Annotated in this window: 18 protein-coding genes and 1 tRNA gene; 14 read left to right on the top strand and 5 right to left on the bottom strand. The window is 63.5% G+C overall.

The window, feature by feature from the left end; translation table 11 throughout:
- Positions 1–133 precede the first annotated feature (133 nt).
- A complete protein-coding gene (locus CAG46_RS19540; RefSeq protein WP_085618383.1) occupies positions 134–1,864 on the bottom strand; it encodes a dipeptidase in 1,731 nt (576 codons plus the stop codon).
- Positions 1,865–2,024: 160 nt separating this feature from the next.
- Positions 2,025–2,101 (bottom strand) — tRNA-Arg (locus tag CAG46_RS19535).
- A 207-nt stretch (positions 2,102–2,308) separates the two neighbouring features.
- Here CAG46_RS19535 and CAG46_RS19530 point away from each other — a divergent pair.
- From CAG46_RS19530 to CAG46_RS19495, 8 genes are all read left to right on the top strand, one after another.
- Positions 2,309–3,058 carry a GntR family transcriptional regulator gene (locus tag CAG46_RS19530; protein WP_015268562.1) on the top strand — a complete coding sequence of 250 codons (750 nt, stop codon included), beginning with the start codon at positions 2,309–2,311 and terminating at the stop codon, positions 3,056–3,058.
- Positions 3,055–4,779: a fumarate reductase/succinate dehydrogenase flavoprotein subunit gene (locus CAG46_RS19525; RefSeq protein WP_075044296.1), complete on the top strand. Its 1,725-nt coding sequence runs from the start codon at positions 3,055–3,057 to the stop codon at positions 4,777–4,779. Before CAG46_RS19530 ends, CAG46_RS19525 begins: the two co-directional genes overlap by 4 nt.
- A 63-nt stretch (positions 4,780–4,842) precedes the next feature.
- Complete coding sequence (locus CAG46_RS19520) at positions 4,843–5,088, top strand: ferredoxin family protein (protein WP_008096634.1); 246 nt, start codon at positions 4,843–4,845, stop codon at positions 5,086–5,088.
- A gap of 118 nt (positions 5,089–5,206) precedes the next feature.
- On the top strand, positions 5,207–6,613 hold the full coding sequence (locus CAG46_RS19515; RefSeq protein WP_075044297.1) for an ABC transporter substrate-binding protein: 1,407 nt from the start codon (positions 5,207–5,209) through the stop codon (positions 6,611–6,613).
- A 15-nt stretch (positions 6,614–6,628) separates the two neighbouring features.
- Positions 6,629–7,411 (top strand): ABC transporter permease, encoded by a 783-nt coding sequence (locus CAG46_RS19510; protein WP_015268565.1) that lies wholly within the window; start codon positions 6,629–6,631, stop codon positions 7,409–7,411.
- On the top strand, positions 7,411–8,262 hold the full coding sequence (locus tag CAG46_RS19505; protein ID WP_085618380.1) for an ABC transporter ATP-binding protein: 852 nt from the start codon (positions 7,411–7,413) through the stop codon (positions 8,260–8,262). Before CAG46_RS19510 ends, CAG46_RS19505 begins: the two co-directional genes overlap by 1 nt.
- On the top strand, positions 8,259–9,224 hold the full coding sequence (locus CAG46_RS19500; protein WP_085618377.1) for a HEAT repeat domain-containing protein: 966 nt from the start codon (positions 8,259–8,261) through the stop codon (positions 9,222–9,224). The genes CAG46_RS19505 and CAG46_RS19500 overlap by 4 nt, the downstream gene beginning before the upstream one ends.
- Positions 9,224–9,505, top strand: coding sequence for a gamma-butyrobetaine hydroxylase-like domain-containing protein (locus CAG46_RS19495; RefSeq protein WP_025337299.1), 282 nt, complete (start codon positions 9,224–9,226; stop codon positions 9,503–9,505). Before CAG46_RS19500 ends, CAG46_RS19495 begins: the two co-directional genes overlap by 1 nt.
- Positions 9,506–9,682: 177 nt before the next feature.
- On the opposite strand, the gene CAG46_RS19490 is transcribed toward CAG46_RS19495, so the two are convergent.
- Entirely contained in the window at positions 9,683–10,546 is an 864-nt protein-coding gene (locus tag CAG46_RS19490; protein WP_025337300.1) for an ABC transporter ATP-binding protein, read from the bottom strand.
- Positions 10,543–12,144 carry an ABC transporter permease gene (locus CAG46_RS19485; RefSeq protein ID WP_256575104.1) on the bottom strand — a complete coding sequence of 534 codons (1,602 nt, stop codon included), beginning with the start codon at positions 12,142–12,144 and terminating at the stop codon, positions 10,543–10,545. Before CAG46_RS19485 ends, CAG46_RS19490 begins: the two co-directional genes overlap by 4 nt.
- Positions 12,145–12,441: 297 nt before the next feature.
- On the opposite strand from CAG46_RS19485, the gene CAG46_RS19480 reads away from it, so the two are divergent.
- Together CAG46_RS19480 and CAG46_RS19475 are read left to right on the top strand one after the other, a co-directional pair.
- The gene (locus CAG46_RS19480; RefSeq protein ID WP_085618375.1) at positions 12,442–13,479 is read left to right on the top strand and encodes an ABC transporter substrate-binding protein; all 1,038 of its coding nucleotides are present in this window, start codon (positions 12,442–12,444) and stop codon (positions 13,477–13,479) included.
- A 36-nt stretch (positions 13,480–13,515) separates the two neighbouring features.
- A complete protein-coding gene (locus tag CAG46_RS19475) occupies positions 13,516–14,421 on the top strand; it encodes a TauD/TfdA family dioxygenase (protein ID WP_025337303.1) in 906 nt (301 codons plus the stop codon).
- A 114-nt stretch (positions 14,422–14,535) separates the two neighbouring features.
- On the opposite strand, the gene CAG46_RS19470 is transcribed toward CAG46_RS19475, so the two are convergent.
- A complete protein-coding gene (locus CAG46_RS19470; RefSeq protein ID WP_085618373.1) occupies positions 14,536–15,450 on the bottom strand; it encodes a LysR family transcriptional regulator in 915 nt (304 codons plus the stop codon).
- A 156-nt stretch (positions 15,451–15,606) separates the two neighbouring features.
- On the opposite strand from CAG46_RS19470, the gene CAG46_RS19465 reads away from it, so the two are divergent.
- From CAG46_RS19465 to gabT, 4 genes are all read left to right on the top strand, one after another.
- On the top strand, positions 15,607–17,979 hold the full coding sequence (locus CAG46_RS19465; protein WP_371858052.1) for a TonB-dependent receptor: 2,373 nt from the start codon (positions 15,607–15,609) through the stop codon (positions 17,977–17,979).
- A gap of 17 nt (positions 17,980–17,996) precedes the next feature.
- Positions 17,997–19,673, top strand: coding sequence for an aryl-sulfate sulfotransferase (locus CAG46_RS19460; RefSeq protein ID WP_085618370.1), 1,677 nt, complete (start codon positions 17,997–17,999; stop codon positions 19,671–19,673).
- Positions 19,674–20,012: 339 nt separating this feature from the next.
- Positions 20,013–21,455, top strand: a complete 1,443-nt coding sequence (gene gabD / locus CAG46_RS19455) for an NADP-dependent succinate-semialdehyde dehydrogenase (RefSeq protein ID WP_015268576.1) — start codon at positions 20,013–20,015, stop codon at positions 21,453–21,455.
- Positions 21,456–21,638: 183 nt separating this feature from the next.
- The gene (gene gabT / locus CAG46_RS19450) at positions 21,639–22,916 is read left to right on the top strand and encodes a 4-aminobutyrate--2-oxoglutarate transaminase (protein WP_003255866.1); all 1,278 of its coding nucleotides are present in this window, start codon (positions 21,639–21,641) and stop codon (positions 22,914–22,916) included.
- The last annotated feature ends 103 nt before the right edge of the window (positions 22,917–23,019 follow it).

The raw sequence follows: 23,019 nt of genomic DNA, 5'->3' as shown, positions 1-23,019 counted from the left end.
TGACAGCTTGTGCTCCCACTCGTGCTCATGGCACCTGCGGCATTCAGCTTGTCATTCACCGCTCTCACTCCAGATTTTAATCCCTCATCAAGACACAAGCGGCTTTAGCCGCGAAGAGGCCGGTAAAGTTGGCTCAGAGCTTTGGCATCTGCCCGATCCGCGCCACCATCTCGCTCACCACCTGCAAGTCCAGCATGAACTGCTCAACGGTCTTGAACTCGTTGTCGTTGTGCCCGGTGTACTTCACATCCGGCATGGCCAGGCCGAACTGTACGCCGTTAGGCAAGTCGTGTACCGAGGTGGCGCCCGCCGAGGTACCGAACTCGTGCTTCATGCCCAGGTTCTCGGTGGCCACGTCAAGCAAGGCCTTGACCCATTCGCCTTCGGGGTTGCGGTACATGGGCTCGTCCAGGCTGTAGTCGAAGGCCACGGAGGTATGGCTCTGACGGGTCCATTTGCCCAGCTTGTCAGCCAGTTCGTCCTTGATCGTGGCAATTGGCTTGCCTTTCGGAATGCGCAGGTTCACCGCCAGTTTCAGGCCTTTTTCATCCACCCCGACAAAGGTCAGCGAGGCGGTCAGCGGGCCCATGAACGAATCCTTGAAGGCCACGCCGAGCTTGTTGCCCAGGTAGTCCAGGCCCCAGTTGTCGGCGGCATAGCGGGCGGCATCGGTGAAGTGGTTGTGCTTGAGCGGCACATCCTTGCCCAGGCCGTTGATGAAACCAAGCATGCGCGCCACCGGGTTGACCCCGGACTCCGGCTCCGAAGAGTGGGCGGAAACGCCGGTCACGGTGAGCAACACCTGCTTGCCATCGGCCTTGGCGGCGATGCTGAAGTCGCCGCCATTGCGCTTCACGTAATCGGCGCCGGCTTTTTCCAGCTGGCTGGCCAGCTTCGCCGGGTTGTCGGTGACCAGGGTCGCGACCGAGGTAGTCGGGATCTGGTTGGTGGCCAGGCCGCCGGTCAGGTTGACGATCTCGGCACCCTTGCCACTGGCCTGGCGCTTGCTGAAGCTGGCCATGATCGTGCCGTAGCCTTTCTCGGCGATGACCACCGGGTAGCCGCCATCGAGGGCCAGGTTGTAGTCGGGCGTGGGGTTGCGCTCGAAGTAGTAGGGGATGGCATCACCGCTGGTTTCTTCAGTGGTGTCGATCAGCAGCTTGAACTGGCGAGCTAGCGGCAGGTTCTCGTCCTTGGCCACTTTAAGCGCGTACATCGCCACGACAATGCCGTTCTTGTCGTCTTCGGTGCCGCGGCCGTACATGCGGTCACCGACCAGGGTGACCTTGAACGGGTCCAGGCGCGTGCCATCGGCCAGCTTCCAGTTGTCCGGGTTGACCGGCACTACGTCGGCGTGGGCATGGATGCCGACCACTTCCTTGTCGCTGCCCAGCGAAATCTCGTACACCCGGTTGTCGATATTGCGGAAAGCCAGGCCGAAGCTGTCGGCCAGGGCCTTGATCTTGTCGGCGATCCTGAGGAACTCGGGGTTCTCGTGCTGCGGCGTGCCTTCGACGTTGAAGGTGGGGATGGCCACCAGTTCACGCAGGGTTTCGCTGGCAGCCTTGCCGTACTTGATGCGGGTATACAGGCCGAGCAGGCGGTTGATCTCGTTCTGCTGCTCGGCGGCCAGTGGCTTGCCGGCCAGGTAGGCATCCAGGGTTGCCGCGAGGTTGTCGGCCTTGGCCAGGTCGCTGCCTTTGAGCTTGCCGAGGAACTGCTTGAAGTCGCTTGGGTCGCTGCCGTCGAAGGCTTTGACGATGGCCGCGGACTGCTGCTGGGTAAGGTTGGCCTGTGCCGGTTGGGTGAACAGGCCGATGCTGGCCAGCAGCAGGGTGGTGGCGGTAAGTTTTTTCAGGTGCATGGTTGTGCGCATTCCTTCGCCAATCATTGTTGTGGGTTACCCGTCGGGAAACGGGAAGACGCCCACGCTAACACCAATGACCCGTGGCACGGGAGTGCCAGAAACGCGACATGTCGCACAAACGAAAAAGCCCCGGGCACAGGCCCAGGGCTTTTTGATATGGCGCACTCGGCGGGATTCGAACCCACGACCCCTGCCTTCGGAGGGCAGTACTCTATCCAGCTGAGCTACGAGTGCAACGCGCACGCATGATACCCATCTGATCCGATGGCGTCCATCGCCTTGATCTGTAGCCGTTTTTACCTTTCGCCGAGAGCTGCCGACAGCAGCAATCACAAACGCATCTATCCATATGCGATATCGATATTTCCACAGCAGTTATTATGCCCTCTATTCTCTGGTCACAACTTGTTATAACAAGTATTCGATCAGCGAAGAGACCCCATGGCCGAACTGCTCCCCCTGTCCCCGGTACCGCTTTACACCCAGCTCAAGGAATTGCTGCGCGAGCGCATCCTCGACGGCACTTATCCATCGCATAGCCGCATGCCCTCGGAAAGCGAACTGGGCAAGGCTTTCGACGTCAGCCGCATCACCGTGCGCCAGGCGCTGGGCGACCTGCAGAAGGAAGGGCTGATTTTCAAGATTCATGGCAAGGGCACCTTCGTAGCCAAGCCCAAGGCTTTCCAGAACGTCAGTACCCTGCAAGGGTTGGGCGAGTCGATGACGCAAATGGGTTACGAGGTGATCAACCGCCTGCGCAGTTTCCGCCATGTGCCAGCCAATGCATTGGTGGCCGCGCGGCTGCAGGTCGAGGAGGGCAGCCTGGTCACCGAGATCCGCCGGGTGCGGTTGATCAACCGCGAGCCGGTGTCGCTGGAGCTGACCTGGTTGCCCAAGGCCGTCGGCGAAAAACTGGAAAAGGCCGACCTTGTCACCCGCGACATTTTCCTGCTCCTGGAAAACGACTGCGGCATTGCCCTTGGCCACGCCGATCTGGCCATCGATGCCGTGCTGGCCGACAGCGACCTGACCCAGGCCCTGGATGTTGAAGAAGGCTCGCCGATCATGCGCATCGAGCGCCTGACCCATGCCGCCGACGGTACGCCACTGGACTTCGAACACCTTTACTACCGCGGCGATGCTTTCCAGTACCGCCTGCGCATCGACCGCCAGAAGGGGAGCAAGGCATGAGCATCCAGACCCAGGACTACGACATCATCGTCATCGGTGGCGGTACCGCCGGGCCGATGGCGGCGATCAAGGCCAAGGAGCAGGACAAAAACCTGCGCGTGCTGCTGCTGGACAAGGCCAACGTCAAGCGCAGCGGTGCCATCAGCATGGGCATGGATGGCCTGAACAACGCGATCATCCCAGGCCACGCCACCCCCGAGCAGTACACCAAGGAAATCACCGTGGCCAATGACGGCATCGTCAACCAGGCCACGGTGCATGCCTACGCTACCCACAGCTTCGAAACCATCGAGCAACTCGACCGCTGGGGGGTGAAGTTCGAGAAGGACGAGACCGGCGACTACGCGGTGAAAAAGGTTCACCACATGGGTGCCTACGTGCTGCCCATGCCCGAAGGCCACGACATCAAGAAGGTGCTGTACCGTCAGCTCAAGCGTGCCCGGGTCGAAATCAGCAACCGTATGGTCTGCACCCGTGTGCTACTCGATGGTGAAGGCGCGGCCGCTGGCGTGCTGGGTTTCGATTGCCGTAGCGGCGAGTTTCGCGTGGTGCGGGCCAAGGCGGTGATCCTTGCCTGCGGCGCGGCCGGGCGCCTGGGCCTGCCGTCGTCGGGTTATCTGATGGGCACCTACGAGAACCCGACCAACGCCGGTGATGGCTACGCCATGGCCTACCATGCAGGTGCCGAACTGGCCAACCTCGAGTGCTTCCAGATCAACCCGCTGATCAAGGACTACAATGGGCCGGCCTGTGCCTACGTCACCGGCCCACTGGGTGGATATACCGCCAACAGCAAGGGTGAGCGCTTTATCGAGTGCGACTACTGGAGCGGCCAGATGATGTGGGAGTTCCATCAGGAACTCGAGGGCGGCAATGGCCCGGTGTTCCTCAAGCTCGATCATTTGGCCGAGGAAACCATCCAGAACATCGAAGAGATCTTGCACAGCAACGAGCGCCCCAGTCGTGGCCAGTTCCACGCCGGGCGTGGCACCGATTATCGCCAGCACATGGTCGAGATGCATATCTCGGAGATCGGTTTCTGCTCGGGGCATTCGGCGTCGGGGGTGTGGGTCAATGAAAAGGCCGAGACCAGCGTCAAAGGGCTGTATGCCGCGGGCGATATGGCAGCGGTGCCGCACAACTACATGCTCGGGGCCTTCACCTATGGCTGGTTTGCCGGTGTGAACGCTGCGCATTACGTGACCGGGCGCGAATTCGCCGAGGTCGATGCCGAACAGGTCGAGCGCGAGCGCGCGCGGGTGTTTGCCCCGCTGCAGCGTCAGCATGGCCTGCCGCCAGCGCAGGTCGAGTACAAGCTCCGACGCATGGTCAACGATTACCTGCAGCCGCCGAAGGTGACCAAAAAGATGGAAATCGGCCTGGCGCGCTTTGCCGAGATCGAACGTGACCTGGACCAGATGAAGGCCAGCAACCCTCACGAACTGATGCGTGCGATGGAAGTTTCGGTGATTCGAGATTGCGCCGAGATGGCGGCGCGGGCCTCGCTGTTCCGCGAGGAAAGCCGCTGGGGGCTGTACCACCACCGGGTGGACTTCCCTGAGCGCAATGATGGCGAGTGGTTCTGCCATTGCCATCTGAAAAAGGGCGAGAACGGTGAAATGACCAGTTTCAGGAAAGCGGTCGAGCCTTACCTGATTGCGTTGGACGCAGAAGAGCAGACCGCCTACGACCAGCTGCGGGTAAAGGCCGATGCAGCCTAGGCGACGTTGTGTCCTGTGAACACTTCGAAGAACGAGGGCCGCAGGCCCCGAGGACTCCGTGAAATGGCCTACCAGCCGCAAGAAATCTTCTTCCGCAGCAGCGCCCCCGTCACCATCGACGAAGACAAGTGCATCGCCGAAAAAGGCTGCACCGTCTGCGTGGAGGTTTGCCCCATGGACCTGCTGGCGATCAACCCGGCCACGCAGAAGGCCTACATGGCCTTCGACGAATGCTGGTACTGCATGCCCTGCGAAAAGGACTGCCCCACGGGTGCGGTGAAGGTCGACATCCCGTACCTGCTGCGCTGATTCATCCCGCCATCCGGCGCACCACCGGACGCCCTCCTGCTGTGCCCCTCGTTTCCCACCACCCAAGCCGGGCGGCGGAGACGACCCAACTCTTATAACGACTCGAGGGGAAACACCCATGCGCCTTGTTGCAACCGTGGCCGGCCTCGCGCTGGCGCTCACTGGCCTGAATGCCAGCGCCGAAACCATCCGCATCGCCATTGGCACCCAGGACACCACCATCAACTGCGCCACTGGTGGCCTGCTGATACGCGAGCTTGGCCTGCTGGACAAGTACCTGCCGCATGACGGCAAATACAAAGATGCCAAGTATCAGGTGGAGTGGAAGAACTTCACCAGCGGTGCGCCACTGACCAATGAAATGGTCGCTGGCAAACTCGACTTCGGTGCAATGGCCGACTTCCCCGGGTCGTTCAACGGTGTTGCTCACCTGGATGCCGGCAAGCGCAGCCTGTTCATAAGCGTGCTGTCGGGCAGCGTGCACGGCAGCGGCAATGGCATCGTCGTACCGGCGGCGTCCAGCGTGCAGTCGCTGGCTGAACTCAAGGGCAGGACCATTTCCGTGCCGTTCGCCTCCACCGCCCACGGCATGCTGCTGCGTGCCGTAGCAGCCCAGGGCTGGGACCCGCAGAAGGATGTGCGAATCATCGCCCAGGCGCCGGAAATCGCCGGTTCCGCCCTGCGTAGCAACCGCATCGAAGCCCATGCCGACTTCGTGCCGTTCGCCGAACTGTTCCCCAACCGCGGCTTCGCCCGCAAGATCTATGACGGCGCCCAAGCCAACGCACCGACCTTCCATGGCGCTTTGGTCGATGCCGATTATGCGAAGAAATACCCCGAAGTGGTCACTGCCTACCTGCGCGCCAGCCTCGAAGCCGATCGGCTGATCGCTGCGGAACCTGAGAAGTACAGCGAGTTGATCGAGAAAGTCACCGGCATCGAGGCCGAGGTCAATTACCTGTTCCACGGCCCGCTCGGCCTGCAGACCCGCGACCTGACATGGAAGCCTGAATACCGTCAGGCAGTCGCAACCTCCATCGATACGCTCAAGCTGCTTAAAAAGACCGACCGCGGCCTCGACACCGACAAGTTCATCGACGACCAGTACATCCGTGCGGCCTTCAAGGAGGCTGGCCTGGACTACGACAAGGCGCTGAAAGACTATGATCCGCAGCCACTCAAGGCCAATGACGCGCTAACAGGCAAACCGATCACTGACTTCAGCCGCCTGGCACAGATCTGGGTGCGCGGTGAAGGCAAGGTCCGCCACTACGCTTCGCCGGAGGCCGCGCTTGGCGCCTTGGCCCAGTTGGAGCAGGAGGGCAAGGACATCCGCGCCATCTACGCCCAGGCCGCCGACAGCGGAATCAAGTTGCTGGCGAACCAGGCCTGGTTCGTGCGTAACGCCAAGGGTGAACTGGCGGCGTTCCTGCTCAAGGACCAGGCCGAGCAGTATGCCAAGGCCCATGGCGGTGAAGCGCTGGACTTCGTCAGCGCCAACCAGAAGCTGGTCGCCCAGCGCTGACCGGGAGGCACCGACATGACCTGCAACCTCAAGCGCTGGCCGGTGCGCCTGGCTTCGCTGCTGGCCTGCCTGCTGTTCTGGCAGGTCGCGGCGAGCGTGAAGCTGGACCTCGGGCTGCTGACGTTCACCTATGTCCCCACACCGAAGGCGGTACTGGAAGCTGCCTGGCAGTTGCTGACCTCCAGCACCCTGCTGGCGCACCTGGGCAGCAGCCTGTCGCGGGTTTTTGCCGGTTATGGCGCCGCGGCGCTGATTGGCGTGGCCCTGGGGTTGTTGATCGGCCGCTCGAAATGGGCCGAGGACACCCTGCTGCCACCACTCGAAGTGCTGCGGCCGATTCCGGCGGTGGCGTGGATCCCGCTGGCGATCCTGATGTTCCCATCGTCGGAACTGTCGATGGTGTTCATAACGTTCACTGGCGCGCTGTTCCCGATCCTGCTGAACACCGTGCACGGCGTCGAGGCCATCGACCCGCGCCTGGTGGCGTCGGCGCGCAGCCTCGGTGCAGAGCGTTGGTCGATCCTGCGCGAAGTGGTGTTGCCTGGAGCGCTGCCAAGCATCGTCACTGGCCTGGCTATCGGCATGGGGACTTCATGGTTCTGCCTGGTCACCGCCGAGATGATTTCCGGACAGTTCGGTATCGGCTACTACACCTGGGAGTCGTACACCTTGCAAAACTACCCGGACATCATTGTCGGCATGCTGCTGATCGGCGTGCTGGGCATGGGCAGCAGCGCCCTGGTCAAGCGCCTTGGGGAATTGGCCACGCCTTGGTACCGCACGCGGAGGGCCAGCTGATGAACAGTTATCAACCAGCACCAGGGCGTATCGACGGGCGTGGCCTGTCGATTCGACTGGGGCACGGCAGCGAAGCATTCGAGGCGGTGCAGCGTCTGGACTTTGCCGTAGAGCCAGGCGAGTTCGTCTGCATCCTTGGCCCCTCCGGTTGTGGCAAGTCGACGTTGCTTGGCGCCCTGGCCGGGCACCTGGTGCCCAGCAGCGGCCAGTTGAGCGTGGATGGCCAGACCGTTGCCGGGCCGTCACCGCAGCGTGGCATGGTGTTTCAGCACCACACCTTGCTGCCTTGGCGTAGCGTGCTCGACAACGTGGCCTTCGGCCTGAAGATGCAGGGCCAGAGCCGCGCCGAACGTCGCCGGCAGGCTCGTGAAATGCTGCAACTGGTGGGGCTGGCCGACTTTGCCGGGCGCTGGCCCAGTCAGTTGTCCGGCGGTATGCAGCAACGGGCCGAGATTGCCCGGGTGCTGATCAACCGCCCGCGCCTCTTGCTGATGGACGAACCCTTCGGTGCCCTGGATGCGCAAACCCGTGCACGCATGCAGGAGCTGTTGCTGGATATCTGGGCAAGCATCCGCACCACCGTGGTGTTCGTCACCCACGATATCGACGAGGCGCTGTTCCTGGCCGACCGTATCCTGGTGATGAGCCCGCGACCTGGCCGCTTTATCGAAGACCTGCACCTGGAGTTTCCGCGCCCACGCCGCGCCAGCCTGCTGACCAGCCCTGAATTCACTCACCTCAAGCGTCACTGTCTGGCCTTGCTCCGTCACGAGGAAGGCCGCGAACTCCCGCGCCTGACCCCGCTGGGCCTGCCGGACACTGAGCACCCACCGCTACGGATCGCGCTATGACTGAACGAACGACTGACAACCCCGACATCCTTGCTCTTCTGCCTCGCCTTGGTGCCGCTGATGCAGGCGTGCGCCGCATCGCCCTGATCGAACTGGCCGACCTGGAAGACCCGGATGGCTTGCCATGGCTCACCGATGCACTGCTGGTGGATGCCGCCGACGAGGTGCGTGCCGAGGCCGCGCGCCTGCTCGAGGCCTGGGAAGAACCCGAAGTTGTGCAGGCCCTGTGCGCTGCGCTGGCCGATGCTGCCGAGCCGGTACGGCTGGCTGCCGCCCAGAGCCTCAGCGAACTCAAGAGCCTTGAAACCGGTCAGCTGATCCTGCCATGGGTCAAGCATGCCGATGCGTTCGTCCGTGCAAGCGCCCTGCGTGCCTTGCGCGAGCTGCGCCTGGAAGATGCTGCAGAGCCTGCACTGCTGGCCCTGGCCGATGGCGACGCCGCGGTCCGGCGTGAGGCAGTGGGTATTCTTGGCTGGCTCAAGCACCAGCCGGCATTGCCAGCATTGGCAAAGCTTGCCGCAGACGAGCCGGACACCGAGGTGCGGCGCGCGGCCATTGGTGCGCTGGGCCTCGCCCGCGACAGCGCGGTGGTGCCAGCATTGGTGGCTGCATTGGCTGACAAGGCCTGGCAAGTGCGCGAAGAAGCCGCCACCACGCTAGGCAAAGTGGGCCTGGCCCCAGCAGGCCCGGCACTGGTAAATGCCCTTGCCGATGACTTCTGGCAAGTCCGTCTGCGTGCGGCGCGGTCCCTGGGGCGGCTGCGTCATGCTGCGGCCCTGGACGCGCTTGGCGAGTTGCTCGGCCACGGCATTGCCAACCTGCGCAAGGAGGCGGCTCTGGCCCTGGGTGAGCTGGGCCAGGCGCGTGCCTTGCCGGTGCTGCAGGCCGCCGAGGCCGATAGCGACCCCGAGGTGCGCAAGGCTGTGCGGATCGCCATGGCGCAACTGCGCGGGGCCTCCTGATGAACGCCCCGCAAGCTATTCGCAACATGCGCGGGCCCGGGCAACTGGTGCTGCAATGGCAAGACGGCGAACACAGCCTCAGCCATGCCCGCCTGCGCGGTGCTTGCCCCTGTTCACAATGCCGAGCGGCACGGCTGCAGGGGAGCATCAGCCTGGTTCGCGACGATGTGCGCGTGGTGCAAATCGAGCCGCAAGGATATGGCGTGCAGCTGGTGTTCAGCGATGGTCATGAGCGGGGTATCTACCCTTGGGCTTACCTGCGTGACCTCAGTGCCCGGTGAGACCTGAATTCTCAAGCGGTCCGCGTACCCTGTGGGAGCGGCTTTAGCCGCGAAGAATCCAACTCGGTGCATGGCACCGGCTGCGCCGGTGTTCGCGGCTAAAGCCGCTCCCACAGGGGCCCTGCTAATTCAGTGAGTCATGGGCATTTCTATGAGTACGGGCCCGTTCCCACAGGCTCAGAGCGCAATCAGCTCCGGCCTCAGCCCTTCGACCCGGCGCACCGGCGGCGTCAGGTAGCCGCCATCCCCGGTGATCTGGTGCAGCACCTTCTCCCGCAGCTCGTGAAGTGCCACGCCCGTACGCAACCGTGGGTGTGGCAGGTCGATCTCCACCACCGACTTGATCCGCCCCGGGCGCGGCTCCAGAACCACCACCCGGTCGGCCAGGTAGGTGGCCTCCTCGGCGTCATGGGTGACCAGCAGCGTTGTGATGCCGGCACGTTCGCGAATGGCCAGCAGCTCGTCCTGCAGTTGCTGGCGGGTCAGCGCATCCAGCGCGCCGAACGGTTCGTCGAGCAGCAGGATACGCGGGCTGGCTACCAGGCCTCGGGCGATCGCCACGCGCTGGGCCATGCCGCCGGACAGCTGGTGTGGGTAGGCCGACTCGAAGCCGACCAGCCCCACCAGTTGCACGAATTCGTGTACCCGCCGCGCGCGCTCACCCTGGGTGAGCGGCTCGTTGACCAGGCCCAGGGCAATGTTCTGTTCCACGCTCAGCCAGGGGAACAGCCGGTGTTCCTGAAACACGATGCCGCGTTCGCTACCAATGCCGCTGACAGTGTGGCCGTCCACACGGATGTTGCCGCTGTAGTCGGTATCCAGCCCTACCAGCAGGCGCAGCAGGGTGGATTTGCCACAGCCGGAAGCACCAACGATGGCGATGAACTCACCCTGGTTGATCGACAGGTTGAAGTTGCGGATGGCTTCCAGCGGCTGGCCATCGACGCTGAACACTTTGCCGACCCCCTCGAAGCTGACCAGGGGCGGGGTGACGTCGGGCTGGTTGGCCGCGTGCAGGTGCGAGGTATTGAAGGCGTTCATGCGGTTCTCCAGCGCGTGGCGCGCGATTCGAGGCGTTGTCCAAGGGTGCCGAGCAGGGCGCCTACCAGGCCGATCAGCAGCATGGCGGCCATTACCTGGTCCATGCGGAACAGTTGCTGGGCGCCGATCATCAGGCTGGCGATGCCACCGTCCGAGGGCATGAAGTATTCGGCACCGATGGTGCCCAGCCAGGCGTAGATCAGCGACAGGCGCAGGCCGGCAAAAATGGCCGGGGCTGCGCCGGGCAGCACCAGCAGGCGCAGGCGTTGCCACAGGTTCAGGCGCAGGGTGCGCGCGGCTTCACCCAGCTGCGGCGAGAGGCTGGCGATACCGCGCTGGGTGGCGATCAGCAACGGGAAGAACGCAGCCATGCCGACGAATACCTGCTTGGCCCCTTCACCCAGGCCGAACCAGGCTGTGAGCAGCGGCACCCAGGCAAACAGCGCCACCTGACGCAAGGCCGACAGGCTGGGCCCGAAGATACGTTCGGCATTGGCCGAAAGCCCCAACAGCAAACCGACCAGCAGGCCAGCGCTACCGCCCAGCAGCAAGCCGGCCAAAGCGCGCTGCAGGCTCAGCAGCAAGGCTTGCGGCAGCGAACCATCGGCCAGGCCGGTCAGCAGGGTGCGCAACACTTCAAGTGGCGAGGTCAGGATGTTGCTGTCGACCCAGCCAAAGCTGCTGCTGGCCTGCCACAGGGCCAACAGCGCCAGTGGCAGCAGCAGGCTTTGCCAACCCCGCGGCACGGGGCCACGGTGCTGCTCCCCTGTGGCCGCTTGCGGCCAGTACAGCAGGCGCTTTTCCAGGGCCGAGAAGCCGCGCTCCAGCAGTGCGCCGACCAGGCCGATCACCAGGATGCACAGCAGCACCAGGTCGAGCATGAACAGCTGCCGTCCCCACACCATCAGGTAGCCAATCCCTTCGCTGGAGGCCAGCAGTTCGACCGCCAGTAGCGAGGTCCAGCCGGTGGCCAGGGCCAGGCGTACGCCGGTGAGGAAGGCGGGCAGGGCAGCCGGAAGCAGCAGGCGCAGGAACATTAGATGGCGAGGCAGGCGCAGCACCGCAGCGGCCTCTCGCAGCTTGGGCTGGGCATCGCGTACACCGACCAGCGTGTGCAAGGTAACGGGGACCACCACGGCTTTCACCAGCACCACCAGCTTGAGCAACTCGCCGATCCCGAAGAACAGCATGAACAACGGGATCCAGGCCAGGGTAGGAATCTGTGCCAGCGCCACGAAGGTCGGCAGCACCAGCGTCTGCGCCCGCCGCGAAGCACCCAGCCAGACCCCCAGCAGCAACCCGCTGCCGATGCCGACCGCCAGCCCCCAGAACAACCGCTGCAAGCTTATCCACAGGTGCCCCCACAGCTCGCCGGAGCCAAACTCCACCGCGCTCTGCCACACCAATGCTGGCGCCGGCAGAATCTGCTCGCTCATCCAGTGCTCCCGGCTGGCCACCACCCACAGCAGTGCAACCAACACAGGCAAGACCCAGGGCAACAAGCGGGCGCGATCCTTGTGGGAGCGGCCTTGCGTCGCGAAAGGGTCGCGCAGCGACCCCCGGAACCATCCCCGACCTCTGCTCAGAATTCCATTCATCGGCCATCTCTCGAAGCGTTGTTAGATTATTCATTTATGGAATTAAAAATTCTAAAAAATGACTTTCAAGAGATAAGAGCATGCGCTTCATGCATACGGAAGCCCCTCGCCGTTGCGTTTTCCTCATAATTTCCATGCGTTTTCCGCAAGCCAGCCGCAGGCCCGCATGCCGCCTGATTTATGCCTTTCAGTTACTGAAGAATGAAGTTTTGATCTTTGTAGGTTCTAACCAGACCTGCCTAGCTTCTGGCCAAAGCGCCGGCCATCGCCGGTGGCAGCCTGCCAAGGAGCCTTGCCATGAAAACCCCGCTGCGCCACCTGATCACCGCCCTTGGGCTGGCCTTCACCCTCAGCGCCCACGCAGCTGAACCGGCCAAGCCAGCAAGCATCCGCATCGCCGTGCCCGACCTCAGCGCGGGCAGCAAGCCCAGCGCCGGTGGCGTGGTCGACGTGCTGCGTGACCAGCAACTGCTGGAGAAGGAATTCGCCAAGGACAACATTCGCATCGACTGGCACTTCTTCAAGGGCGCCGGGCCGGTGGTGAACGAAGCGTTGGCCAACGGCCAGGCCGATTTCGCCTACCTCGGCGACCTGGCCGCCATCGTCGGCAAGGCCAATGGCCTGGATACCCGCGTGCTGTCGGCGGGGGTACGTGGGGTGAAGAGCTACCTGGGCGTGGTGCCCGGTTCCGGCATCAAGACCCTGCACGACCTCAAAGGCAAGCGCGTGGCGGTGTTCCGTGGCACCGCCAACCAGCTGTCGTTCGCCAGCGCCCTGGCCAGTCAGGGGCTTAGCGAGCGCGACCTGAAGGTGATCAACCTGGACTTCAACGCCGCCAATGCCGCGCTGGCCGCCAAGCAGATCGACGCCACCTGGGGCCTGTCCAACCTGCTGTCGCTGCGCGAGCGCGGGCTGGTCGAGCTACCGGTCAACTCGCGTGACCTGGAAGGTGCCGGCAGTACCCAGGCGGTGCTGCTGGGCACTGGCGATTTCATCCGCAAATACCCCGAGCTGGTGCAGCGCCTGGTCAATGCCCAGCAACAGGCCAGCGCCTGGCTGCGCGACGAACACAACCGCGAGGCCTATGTCGAGCTGGTGGCCAGCAATGCTAATTGGCCGCGCAGCATCCTCAACGACGACCTGGCCAAGGAAGACCTGGCCCATTACTTCGATCCACGGCTGGACGCCGAATTCGTCGGCCAGTTGCAACAGGGTGTGGACCTGGCTGCCAAGGAGCGCCTGATCCGTCGTGGCTTCCAGGTGGCCGACTGGATCGAACCACGCTTCCTCGATGCCGCCCTGCAACAGAAGCAGGCCGTGCAGGCCGCCCGCTGAACCCGATAACCCGACAATGACCGCAAGGACACGACCATGAGCAACGCCGCCCTGGCCACCGCGCCACAAACCCTCGAACTCGACATCCACCCGGTTGCCGGCCGCATCGGTGCCGAAATTCGCGGGGTGCAATTGTCCGCCGACCTTGATGCCGCCACCCTCGACGCCATCCAGGCCGCGCTGGTGAAGCACAAGGTGATCTTCTTCCGTGGCCAGACCCACCTGGATGACCAAAGCCAGGAAGCCTTCGCCAAGTTGCTCGGCGAGCCGGTCGCCCACCCCACCGTGCCGGTGGTGGATGGCACAAGCTACCTGTTGCAGCTCGATGGTGCCGAAGGCCAGCGGGCCAACTCCTGGCACACCGACGTGACCTTCGTCGACGCCTACCCCAAGGCCTCGATCCTGCGCAGCGTGGTGGCGCCGGCATCCGGTGGTGACACCGTGTGGGCCAACACCGCCACGGCCTACCAGGAGCTGCCCGAGCCGCTGCGCGAGCTGGCCGACAAGCTATGGGCGGTGCACAGCAACGAATACGACTACGCCAGCGTGAAGCCCGATGTGGACCCCGCCAAGCTGGAGCGCTATCGCAAAGTGTTCACCTCGACGGTGTACGAGACCGAGCACCCGGTGGTGCGCGTGCACCCGATCAGTGGCGAGCGGGTGCTGCAGCTGGGGCATTTCGTGAAGCGCATCAAAGGTTATTCGCTGGCGGATTCGCAACACCTGTTCGCGGTGCTGCAAGGGCATGTGACGCGCCTGGAGAACACTGTTCGCTGGCGCTGGCAGGCGGGGGACGTGGCCATCTGGGATAACCGCGCGACGCAGCATTATGCGGTGGATGATTACGGGACCCAACCGCGGGTGGTGCGGCGGGTGACCCTGGCGGGTGAGGTGCCGGTCGGGGTGGATGGGCAACTCAGCCGCACTACGCGTAAAGGCTGATATCGCCGGGGCCGCTTGGCGGCCCTTTCGCGACACAAGGCCGCTCCTACAGGCGATCGCATACCCTTGTAGGAGCGGCCTTGTGTCGCGAAACGGGGGCAAGGCCCCCGCCAGCTACAACTCGGTATCGCAGGCAATCAACTGCCTGACCAGCCCCTGAGCCAACGGCGATAGCCCATACCCCACCCGGCTCACCACCCCATAACGGGTATAGAACGCTTCTTCCTGCTCCACCGTCAGGTCGGCCAGCTGCAATGCCACCAATCCCCCGTCACGCTGATACGGCCGCAAGTTGGCATTGCAGGCAATGCCGATGGTGTCGGAATGCATCACCACATTCAGCAGTGCATAGCCATGCTCGCACTCCACCGTCGGCAGAAAATCCTGCCGCCCGCTGAGGTCGCTGAGGATCTTGCGGATGTTCGGCGGGCGGAAGGTGGTGGCCAGGGGGTAGTCGAACAGGTCACGCGCCCGCACGTTCTCGCGCTCGGTCAACGGGTGCCCGACGCGGCAGCAGAAATGCCAGCGCTGCGGCGTCAGCTTGTGCACCTGGTAGTCCGGGTCGGACTCGAACTGGCGGGTGTCGGCGACGAAGAACTCGATCTCCTCGGCAACCAGCTTGCGGTTCAGCGCCTGCCAGTTGTCCACCTGGAAGCAGGTACGCGCCGCGGGGTATTCGGCGACGAAGCGTGCCACCGCCCGCGGTACCAAACCCCCTGCCGGCGCCGGGCCGGAGCCGAAGCGCACCACGCCGGTAGTGGCACCGTTGAACTGGTGGATCTCGTTGACCAGGTTGTGCGCCCCATGCACCAGCCGCCGCGAATGCTCCAGCACCAGCAGGCCCTGGCGAGTCGGCGCCAGCTCCTTGCTGGCGCGGTCCACCAGGCGGCAGCCGATGTTGTGCTCGAGGGTCTGGATGCTGCGGCTGAACGCTGATTGCGACAGGTTCACCGCAGCCGCCGCAGCAACGAAGCTGCGGTGCTCGACAAGGGCAATGTAGTGGCGCAGCTGACGGAGATCGATATGCATTTTTTACATTGAAACTTTCGGTCGAATGCAATTGCTGACAAGGGTTAGCCCCCTTATAAAGGGAGTCACTTATTCCACAAAATATGAATTACAAATATTTATATCACCTAAAAGAATATAAGCCCGACTGACCGCGATTCGGTTCCGCCAACGGAAATGCTCGCCAGGGCCCATGCCTCAAGGAGCATTTGCATGTCCGGAGTTTCCCGTTGGCCTGCGCGCGCGTCGCGTTTCACCTTGCAACCCTTGGCTGCCGGCGTGCTGCTGGCGGCGTCCTCTGCCAGCTTCGCCGAAGAGCCGGTCAGTGCCACCCCGGCGGTGGAGCAGGAGGCCAAGCTCGGCACCGTCACGGTCAATGCCCGCCGCCGCGAAGAAACCGCGCAAAGCGTGCCCACGCCGATCAGCGTGCTCGACAGCGAAACCCTGGAAAGCCAACGCATCTACCGCGTGCAAGACCTGCAGCAACTGGTACCCAGCACCAACGTCGCCTACGTTCATGCCCGCCAGTCGAGCATTTCGATCCGTGGCCTGGGCAACAACCCCGCCAGTGATGGCCTGGAAGGCAGCGTCGGCATCTACCTGGACAACGTCTACCTCGGCCGCCCCGGCATGGCGGTGTTCGACCTGCTGGACGTGGAGCAACTGGAGGTGCTGCGCGGCCCGCAAGGTACGCTGTTCGGCAAGAACACCACCGCTGGCGTGCTCAACATCACCACGCGCAAGCCCACCTTCCACCGCGAGGGCAGCATCCAGCAGTCGTTTGGTGAAGACGGTTACCTGCAAACCCAAGGCAGCTTCTCGGGGCCGATCAGCGACACACTGGCCGGGCGCATCAGCGCCTATCGCACCGAAGACGACGGCTATGTGAAGAACATCCACAACGGCGACGACCTCAACGGCGGCAAGCGCCAAGGTTTTCGTACCCAGCTGCTGTTCAAACCGAGCGAAACCTTCAACCTGCGCTGGATCGGCGAATACAACGAAGAAGACTCCGACAACGGCATCCTCAGCCTGTACAGCACCGGCCCTACCATCAATGGCGTCAACCGCTACGAAAGCCTGGCCGCCCAGGCCGGCGCGACGTTGGTGTCGGGCAAGCACCGCAAGGTGAACTTCGACGCCGACCAGCAGGTGACGGTGTTCCAGGGCGGTACCTCGGTGGAGGCCAACTGGACCCTGCCCAACGACTTCACCCTGACCTCGATCACCGCCTACCGCTGGTGGGACTTCACTCCGCGCAACGACGACGGCCTCAACGTGCCGGTGTTCTACAGCGCCGGGGTGTCGGTGCGCGACAAGCAGTACTCGCAGGAAATCCGCCTGGCTTCGCCCACCGGTGGTGCCTTCGACTACGTGCTGGGCGCGTACTACTTCAAGCAGGACCTGGACAACAAATCCTTCACTTTCTACGGGCCGCAGGCGGACATCTGGAACCTCACCCCGGCCGGCGCCCTGGCCAACGTCGACACCATTGGCAACGGGCACATCGACACGGACAGCTACGCGCTGTTTGCCCAGGGCACCTGGCACATCACCGACCGCCTGGACTTCACCGCCGGCGTTCGCGGCACCTATGAAGAAAAGAGCGCCTGGGTGACCCGCGATGCACCAACCGGCGGTGCGGCAGTAACCGGGGCCGCCGCAGCAGCACGCCAGGGCCGGGTAGGCGCCTACGATTCAGGCGACCTCAACCAGTACAGCTTCAGCCCCTCTGGCCTGCTGGGCCTGAGCTACCGCTTCAACGAGCAATTGCTGGGCTACGCCACCCTGACCCACGGCGAGAAGTCTGGCGGCATCAACCTTACCGTTGGCGCTGCGCCACGGCTGGGCACCGATTCGCTGCTGGTCGGCACCGAGCGGGTCAACAACGCCGAACTCGGCTTGAAAAGCTCGCTGTTCGACGACCGCCTGCAACTCAATACCAACCTGTTCTGGGCCGAAGTGCATGGCTACCAGGCCAACGTCTACGACCAGATCAACCGCGTGCAGTACCTGGCCAACGCCGGCCGCGTGCGCTCGCGTGGCCTGGAGTTCGAAGCCACGGCACTGCCGCTGCGCGGCCTCACGGTCAACTTCAACGGCTCGTGGAACGACGTGCGCTACACCGAGTACAAGGACGCCCCATGCCCGCCGGAAGTGAGCCTGGCCAATGCCACTGCCACCTGCGATTTGTCCGGCCACCAGGTGGTCGGCGCCTCCAAGTACATCGCCAACCTCAACACCCAGTACAAGTGGCAGGCCAGCGAGCACATCGAACCCTACGTCACCGCCAGCTACGCCTTCCGCTCCAAGGCGGTGGGCACCATCGACGATTCCGATTTCGGCCAGATCCCCAGCTACGCGCTGGTCAACCTTTCCGCCGGTGTGCGCCTGGACCAGGGCGACGGCGTGGTCGACCTGTCGCTGTGGGTGAAGAACGCCGGTGACAAGACCTACTTCACCAGCCTGTGGAACTCCGCCAACGGTGGCTATGCCGGCGTGCTCGGTACCCCGCGCACTTTCGGCGCCACCGCCCGTTACGACTTCTGAGCACAAGGAGCTATGCCATGAATGCCAAGACCGAAACCCCTGCATTGCCTGAAGGCGCCTGCCTGACCGCCAAGGTTCCCGAACGTGACGAGGCGCTGCTCGGCGACGTGGTGGTCAACCCGTATCGCCTGGCGCCGCTGACCGCGATCATTCGCGATGGTGGGCGCAGCCTGAGTGCCGCGCACGTGCGCGTGCTGGGGCGGGGCGAGCGTGGTGTGGACATCGCCTACGAGGTGTCCGACCGTTCGTTGTGGACCTATGGCGGCATCCCGGTATTCGGCCTGTACCCGGATCACGTCAACCAGGTGGAAGTGACCTACAAGCTCGACGGCGAGCGCATCCGCGAGCAGTACCAGATCTACGCCCCGGCCGTGCGCCTGCCTGTGGTGGCCAGGCAGACCGCTGCCTTGCCTGAAGTGCAGCCGGTCAAAGTAGCGCCAGGTTTTGAAAAGCGCCTGTACCTGTTCAACCATCTGCAGGGGGACATCCCGGGCGGGCGCGCCTTCAAGTGGAATGCCCTCGGCGGTGCGGCGGAATGGGACCAGGTGGGCAACAACTGGATCGCCGACAGCAATGGCGACGTGCGCTGGTACCTGGACATCGAGCAGATCCACGACTCCAACCGCCGCGATGGCCTGGGCGGCACCATGGGCTTCCAGCAGACCCGCGACGGCAAGCTGATCTGGGGCCAGGGCCAGACCTACTCCAAGTACGACCTGCTGGGCCGGCGCATCTGGCAGCGCAGCCTGCCCGACAAGTTCGCCGACTTCTCCCATGAAATCCGCGAGACCGCCAATGGCACCTACCTGCTGCGGGTGGGCACCAGCGACTATCGCCGGCCCGACGGCAAGCGCGTGCGCTCGATCCGCGACCACATCATCGAGGTCGACGAGGCCGGTGATGTGCTGGACTTCTGGGACCTCAACCAGATCCTCGACCCGTACCGTGGCGACCTGCTGGAAACCCTGGGCAAGGCAGCCATCCAGTTGCCGGCCGGGGTGCAGAAACAGGACGAGCGGCTGGCCAACGAACTGGCCGAGGGTGACCTGCCCTTTGGTGACACCCCGGGGGTGGGCACCGGGCGTAACTGGGCGCACGTCAATGCCATCGACTACGACGCCGATGACGACAGCATCATCGTTTCAGCACGGCACCAGGGCGTGGTGAAGATCGGCCGCGACAAGCAGGTGAAGTGGATTCTCGCCTCGCCTCAAGGCTGGCCTGAGCGTCTGCGCGAGAAAGTGCTGAAGCCTGTGGCGAGCGAAGGCTTCGACTGGTCCTGGACCCAGCACACCGCCTGGCTGACCGGCAAAGGCACACTGACCGTGTTCGACAACGGCTGGGGCCGCGACTTTGCGCCGACCAGGCTGACCGGCAACTACAGCCGGGCGGTGGAGTACCGCATCGACGAGGCCAAGGGCACGGTCGAACAGGTGTGGGAATATGGCAAGGAGCGCGGTGACGAGTGGTACAGCCCGGTGACCTCGGTGGTGGCCTACCGGCCGGAGACCGACACCCAGTTCATCTACTCGGCGTCGGTGAACTTCCTGACCCCGGAGAAACTGACCACCACCGTGCTCAACGAGGTGCGGCGCGGGACCCAGGAGGTGCTGGTGGAACTGAAGGTGCACAGCCGGCAGCCGGGCAGCGTGGGTTACCGGGCCCTGGTGATCGACCTGGCCAAGGCCTTCTGACCCATCCCTTCCGGGAGGGCCGTCGGTCCTCCCATCACATTTCCTTTAGCTCGTTCGTCTAACCTGTACTGGCCCTATCGCCGGCAAGCCAGCTCCCACAGGGACCCCACAGATGCTGAATTTTGTGGGGTCCCTGTGGGAGCTGGCTTGCCGGCGATAGGGCCGGTTGCTACGGCACAGAAATGTGAAATTTCCGCCAGGGTGTTCAACCATTCGTTCTTTTTTTCGAACAGCCTATTGTCCAACACCCCAGCAGCCGCTTAGCATTCGTTTGAGATTTCAAACGCTCGATGCCCTGCCTTGGGCGCTTTTCAACAATCAACAATTCGGGAAGCCGACATGCAGCTCAAAGACGCTCAGTTGTTCCGCCAGCAAGCCTACATCAATGGTGAGTGGCTGGATGCGGACAACGGCCAGACCATCAAGGTCACCAACCCGGCCACTGGTGAAGTCATCGGTACCGTGCCGAAGATGGGCACCGCGGAAACCCGCCGCGCCATCGAAGCCGCCGACAAGGCCCTGCCGGCCTGGCGTGCCCTGACCGCCAAGGAGCGTTCGGCCAAGCTGCGTCGCTGGTTCGAACTGATGATCGAGAACCAGGACGACCTGGCTCGCCTGATGACCACCGAACAAGGCAAGCCGCTGGCCGAAGCCAAGGGCGAAATCGCCTACGCTGCCTCGTTCATCGAGTGGTTCGCCGAAGAAGCCAAGCGCGTCTACGGTGACACCATCCCGGGCCACCAGCCAGACAAGCGCCTGATCGTCATCAAGCAGCCAATCGGCGTTACCGCGGCCATCACCCCGTGGAACTTCCCGGCCGCCATGATCACCCGTAAAGCCGGCCCGGCCCTGGCCGCTGGCTGCACCATGGTGCTCAAGCCTGCCTCGCAGACCCCGTACTCCGCCCTGGCCCTGGTCGAGCTGGCCCACCGTGCCGGCATCCCGGCTGGCGTGCTGAGCGTGGTTACCGGCAGCGCTGGCGAAGTTGGCGGTGAACTGACCGGCAACTCCCTGGTCCGCAAGCTGTCCTTCACCGGCTCGACCGAAATCGGTCGCCAGCTGATGGAAGAATGCGCCAAGGACATCAAGAAGGTTTCCCTGGAGCTGGGTGGCAACGCCCCGTTCATCGTGTTCGACGACGCCGACCTGGACAAGGCGGTCGAGGGCGCGATCATCTCCAAGTACCGCAACAACGGCCAGACCTGCGTCTGCGCCAACCGTATCTACGTGCAGGACGGCGTCTACGACGCGTTCGCCCAGAAGCTGGCCGCCGCTGTTGCCAAGCTGAAGATCGGTAACGGCCTGGAAGAAGGCACCACCACTGGCCCGCTGATCGACGGCAAGGCTGTCGCCAAGGTCCAGGAACACATCGAAGACGCCGTTGGCAAAGGCGCCAAGGTACTGTCCGGTGGCAAGATCATCGAAGGCAACTTCTTCGAGCCGACCATTCTGGTCGACGTACCGAAGACCGCTGCCGTCGCCAAGGAAGAGACCTTCGGCCCGCTGGCGCCGCTGTTCCGCTTCAAGGACGAGGCCGAAGTCATCGCCATGTCCAACGACACCGAGTTCGGCCTGGCCTCGTACTTCTACGCCCGCGACATGAGCCGTGTGTTCCGTGTTGCCGAAGCCCTGGAATACGGCATGGTAGGTATCAACACCGGACTGATCTCCAACGAAGTGGCACCGTTCGGTGGCATCAAGGCTTCGGGCCTGGGCCGCGAAGGTTCCAAGTACGGTATCGAGGACTACCTCGAAATCAAATACCTGTGCATCAGCGTCTGATAGCACGGTAACGGCTTTACCTCTGCCAGCGGGGCGCGAGAGCGACGTCTCGCTGGCCTTTTTTACATCGCAGTACCTGGTGGCCAGGGCGTTCACGGCAGTCGATCAACGAATACTGTTCGCGAGCACTCCCAGCCACCCCCGAATAAAAGCGCCACTCCAGACCGGCGCAATGAGGGCATTATGAGCAAGACCAACGAATCCTTGATGCAACGTCGTGTCGCCGCCGTCCCACGTGGCGTTGGCCAGATCCACCCGATCTTCGTCGATACCGCGAAGAACTCGACCGTGATCGACGTTGAAGGCCGCGAACTGATCGACTTCGCCGGCGGCATCGCAGTACTGAACACCGGCCACCTGCACCCGAAAGTGGTTGCGGCCGTGCAAGAGCAGCTGACCAAGGTCAGCCACACCTGCTTCCAGGTGCTGGCCTACGAACCTTATGTAGAGCTGTGCGAAAAGATCAACAAGCTGGTCCCAGGCGACTTCGACAAGAAGACCCTGCTGGTCACCACCGGCTCCGAAGCCGTTGAAAACGCCGTCAAGATCGCCCGTGCCGCCACTGGCCGCGCTGGCGTCATCGCCTTCACCGGCGGCTACCACGGCCGTACCATGATGACCCTGGGCCTGACCGGCAAGGTCGTGCCGTACTCCGCTGGCATGGGCCTGATGCCAGGTGGCATCTTCCGCGCCCTGTTCCCGAGCGAACTGCACGGCATCAGCGTTGACGACGCCATCGCCTCGGTCGAGCGCATCTTCAAGAACGACGCCGAGCCGCGCGACATCGCCGCGATCATCCTCGAGCCGGTACAAGGCGAAGGCGGCTTCCTGCCAGCGCCGAAAGAGCTGATGAAGCGCCTGCGCGCCCTGTGCGACCAGCACGGCATCCTGCTGATCGCCGACGAAGTACAGACCGGCGCTGGCCGTACCGGCACCTTCTTCGCCATGGAACAGATGGGCGTTGCGCCTGACCTGACCACCTTCGCCAAATCCATCGCTGGCGGCTTCCCGCTGGCCGGTGTGTGCGGCAAGGCCGAGTACATGGACGCCATCGCTCCTGGCGGCCTGGGCGGCACCTACGCCGGTTCGCCGATCGCTTGCGCCGCGGCCCTGGCCGTGATCGAAGTGTTCGAAGAAGAGAAACTGCTGGATCGCAGCAAAGCTGTGGGTGAGCGCCTGACCGCTGGCCTGCGCGAAATCCAGAAGAAGTACCCGATCATCGGCGACGTCCGTGGTCTGGGCTCGATGATCGCTGTCGAAGTCTTCGAGAAAGGCACTCACACCCCGAACGCTGCTGCCGTTGGCCAGGTTGTCGCCAAGGCGCGCGAGAAGGGCCTGATCCTGCTGTCCTGCGGCACCTACGGCAACGTCCTGCGTATCCTGGTTCCGCTGACCGCCGAAGACGCTCTGCTGGACAAAGGCCTGGCTATCATCGAAGAGTGCTTCGCTGAAATCGCCTGATGTGACGTGCTTCAGAAAAAACCCGCTTCGGCGGGTTTTTTTTTGTGCCCAGGAAAGCCGTGGGGCGCTATCGTTGTCGGAGGATTTGCTCAGGAAGCTGCGA

The organism is Pseudomonas sp. B23(2017), assembly GCF_002113725.1.
GTDB lineage: Bacteria > Pseudomonadota > Gammaproteobacteria > Pseudomonadales > Pseudomonadaceae > Aquipseudomonas > Aquipseudomonas putida_Z.
Note: the sequence above shows the minus strand (reverse complement) of the source record. Positions and strands in the feature narration are given on the sequence as shown.

What these genes read in the sequence shown, in the direction of transcription:
- CAG46_RS19540 (WP_085618383.1), bottom strand. Translation starts at nt 1,864, where the DNA reads ATGCACCTGAAAAAACTTACCGCCACCACCCTGCTGCTGGCCAGCATC.
- CAG46_RS19530 (WP_015268562.1), top strand. Translation starts at nt 2,309, where the DNA reads ATGGCCGAACTGCTCCCCCTGTCCCCGGTACCGCTTTACACCCAGCTC.
- CAG46_RS19525 (WP_075044296.1), top strand. Translation starts at nt 3,055, where the DNA reads ATGAGCATCCAGACCCAGGACTACGACATCATCGTCATCGGTGGCGGT.
- CAG46_RS19520 (WP_008096634.1), top strand. Translation starts at nt 4,843, where the DNA reads ATGGCCTACCAGCCGCAAGAAATCTTCTTCCGCAGCAGCGCCCCCGTC.
- CAG46_RS19515 (WP_075044297.1), top strand. Translation starts at nt 5,207, where the DNA reads ATGCGCCTTGTTGCAACCGTGGCCGGCCTCGCGCTGGCGCTCACTGGC.
- CAG46_RS19510 (WP_015268565.1), top strand. Translation starts at nt 6,629, where the DNA reads ATGACCTGCAACCTCAAGCGCTGGCCGGTGCGCCTGGCTTCGCTGCTG.
- CAG46_RS19505 (WP_085618380.1), top strand. Translation starts at nt 7,411, where the DNA reads ATGAACAGTTATCAACCAGCACCAGGGCGTATCGACGGGCGTGGCCTG.
- CAG46_RS19500 (WP_085618377.1), top strand. Translation starts at nt 8,259, where the DNA reads ATGACTGAACGAACGACTGACAACCCCGACATCCTTGCTCTTCTGCCT.
- CAG46_RS19495 (WP_025337299.1), top strand. Translation starts at nt 9,224, where the DNA reads ATGAACGCCCCGCAAGCTATTCGCAACATGCGCGGGCCCGGGCAACTG.
- CAG46_RS19490 (WP_025337300.1), bottom strand. Translation starts at nt 10,546, where the DNA reads ATGAACGCCTTCAATACCTCGCACCTGCACGCGGCCAACCAGCCCGAC.
- CAG46_RS19485 (WP_256575104.1), bottom strand. Translation starts at nt 12,144, where the DNA reads ATGAATGGAATTCTGAGCAGAGGTCGGGGATGGTTCCGGGGGTCGCTG.
- CAG46_RS19480 (WP_085618375.1), top strand. Translation starts at nt 12,442, where the DNA reads ATGAAAACCCCGCTGCGCCACCTGATCACCGCCCTTGGGCTGGCCTTC.
- CAG46_RS19475 (WP_025337303.1), top strand. Translation starts at nt 13,516, where the DNA reads ATGAGCAACGCCGCCCTGGCCACCGCGCCACAAACCCTCGAACTCGAC.
- CAG46_RS19470 (WP_085618373.1), bottom strand. Translation starts at nt 15,450, where the DNA reads ATGCATATCGATCTCCGTCAGCTGCGCCACTACATTGCCCTTGTCGAG.
- CAG46_RS19465 (WP_371858052.1), top strand. Translation starts at nt 15,607, where the DNA reads ATGCTCGCCAGGGCCCATGCCTCAAGGAGCATTTGCATGTCCGGAGTT.
- CAG46_RS19460 (WP_085618370.1), top strand. Translation starts at nt 17,997, where the DNA reads ATGAATGCCAAGACCGAAACCCCTGCATTGCCTGAAGGCGCCTGCCTG.
- gabD (WP_015268576.1), top strand. Translation starts at nt 20,013, where the DNA reads ATGCAGCTCAAAGACGCTCAGTTGTTCCGCCAGCAAGCCTACATCAAT.
- gabT (WP_003255866.1), top strand. Translation starts at nt 21,639, where the DNA reads ATGAGCAAGACCAACGAATCCTTGATGCAACGTCGTGTCGCCGCCGTC.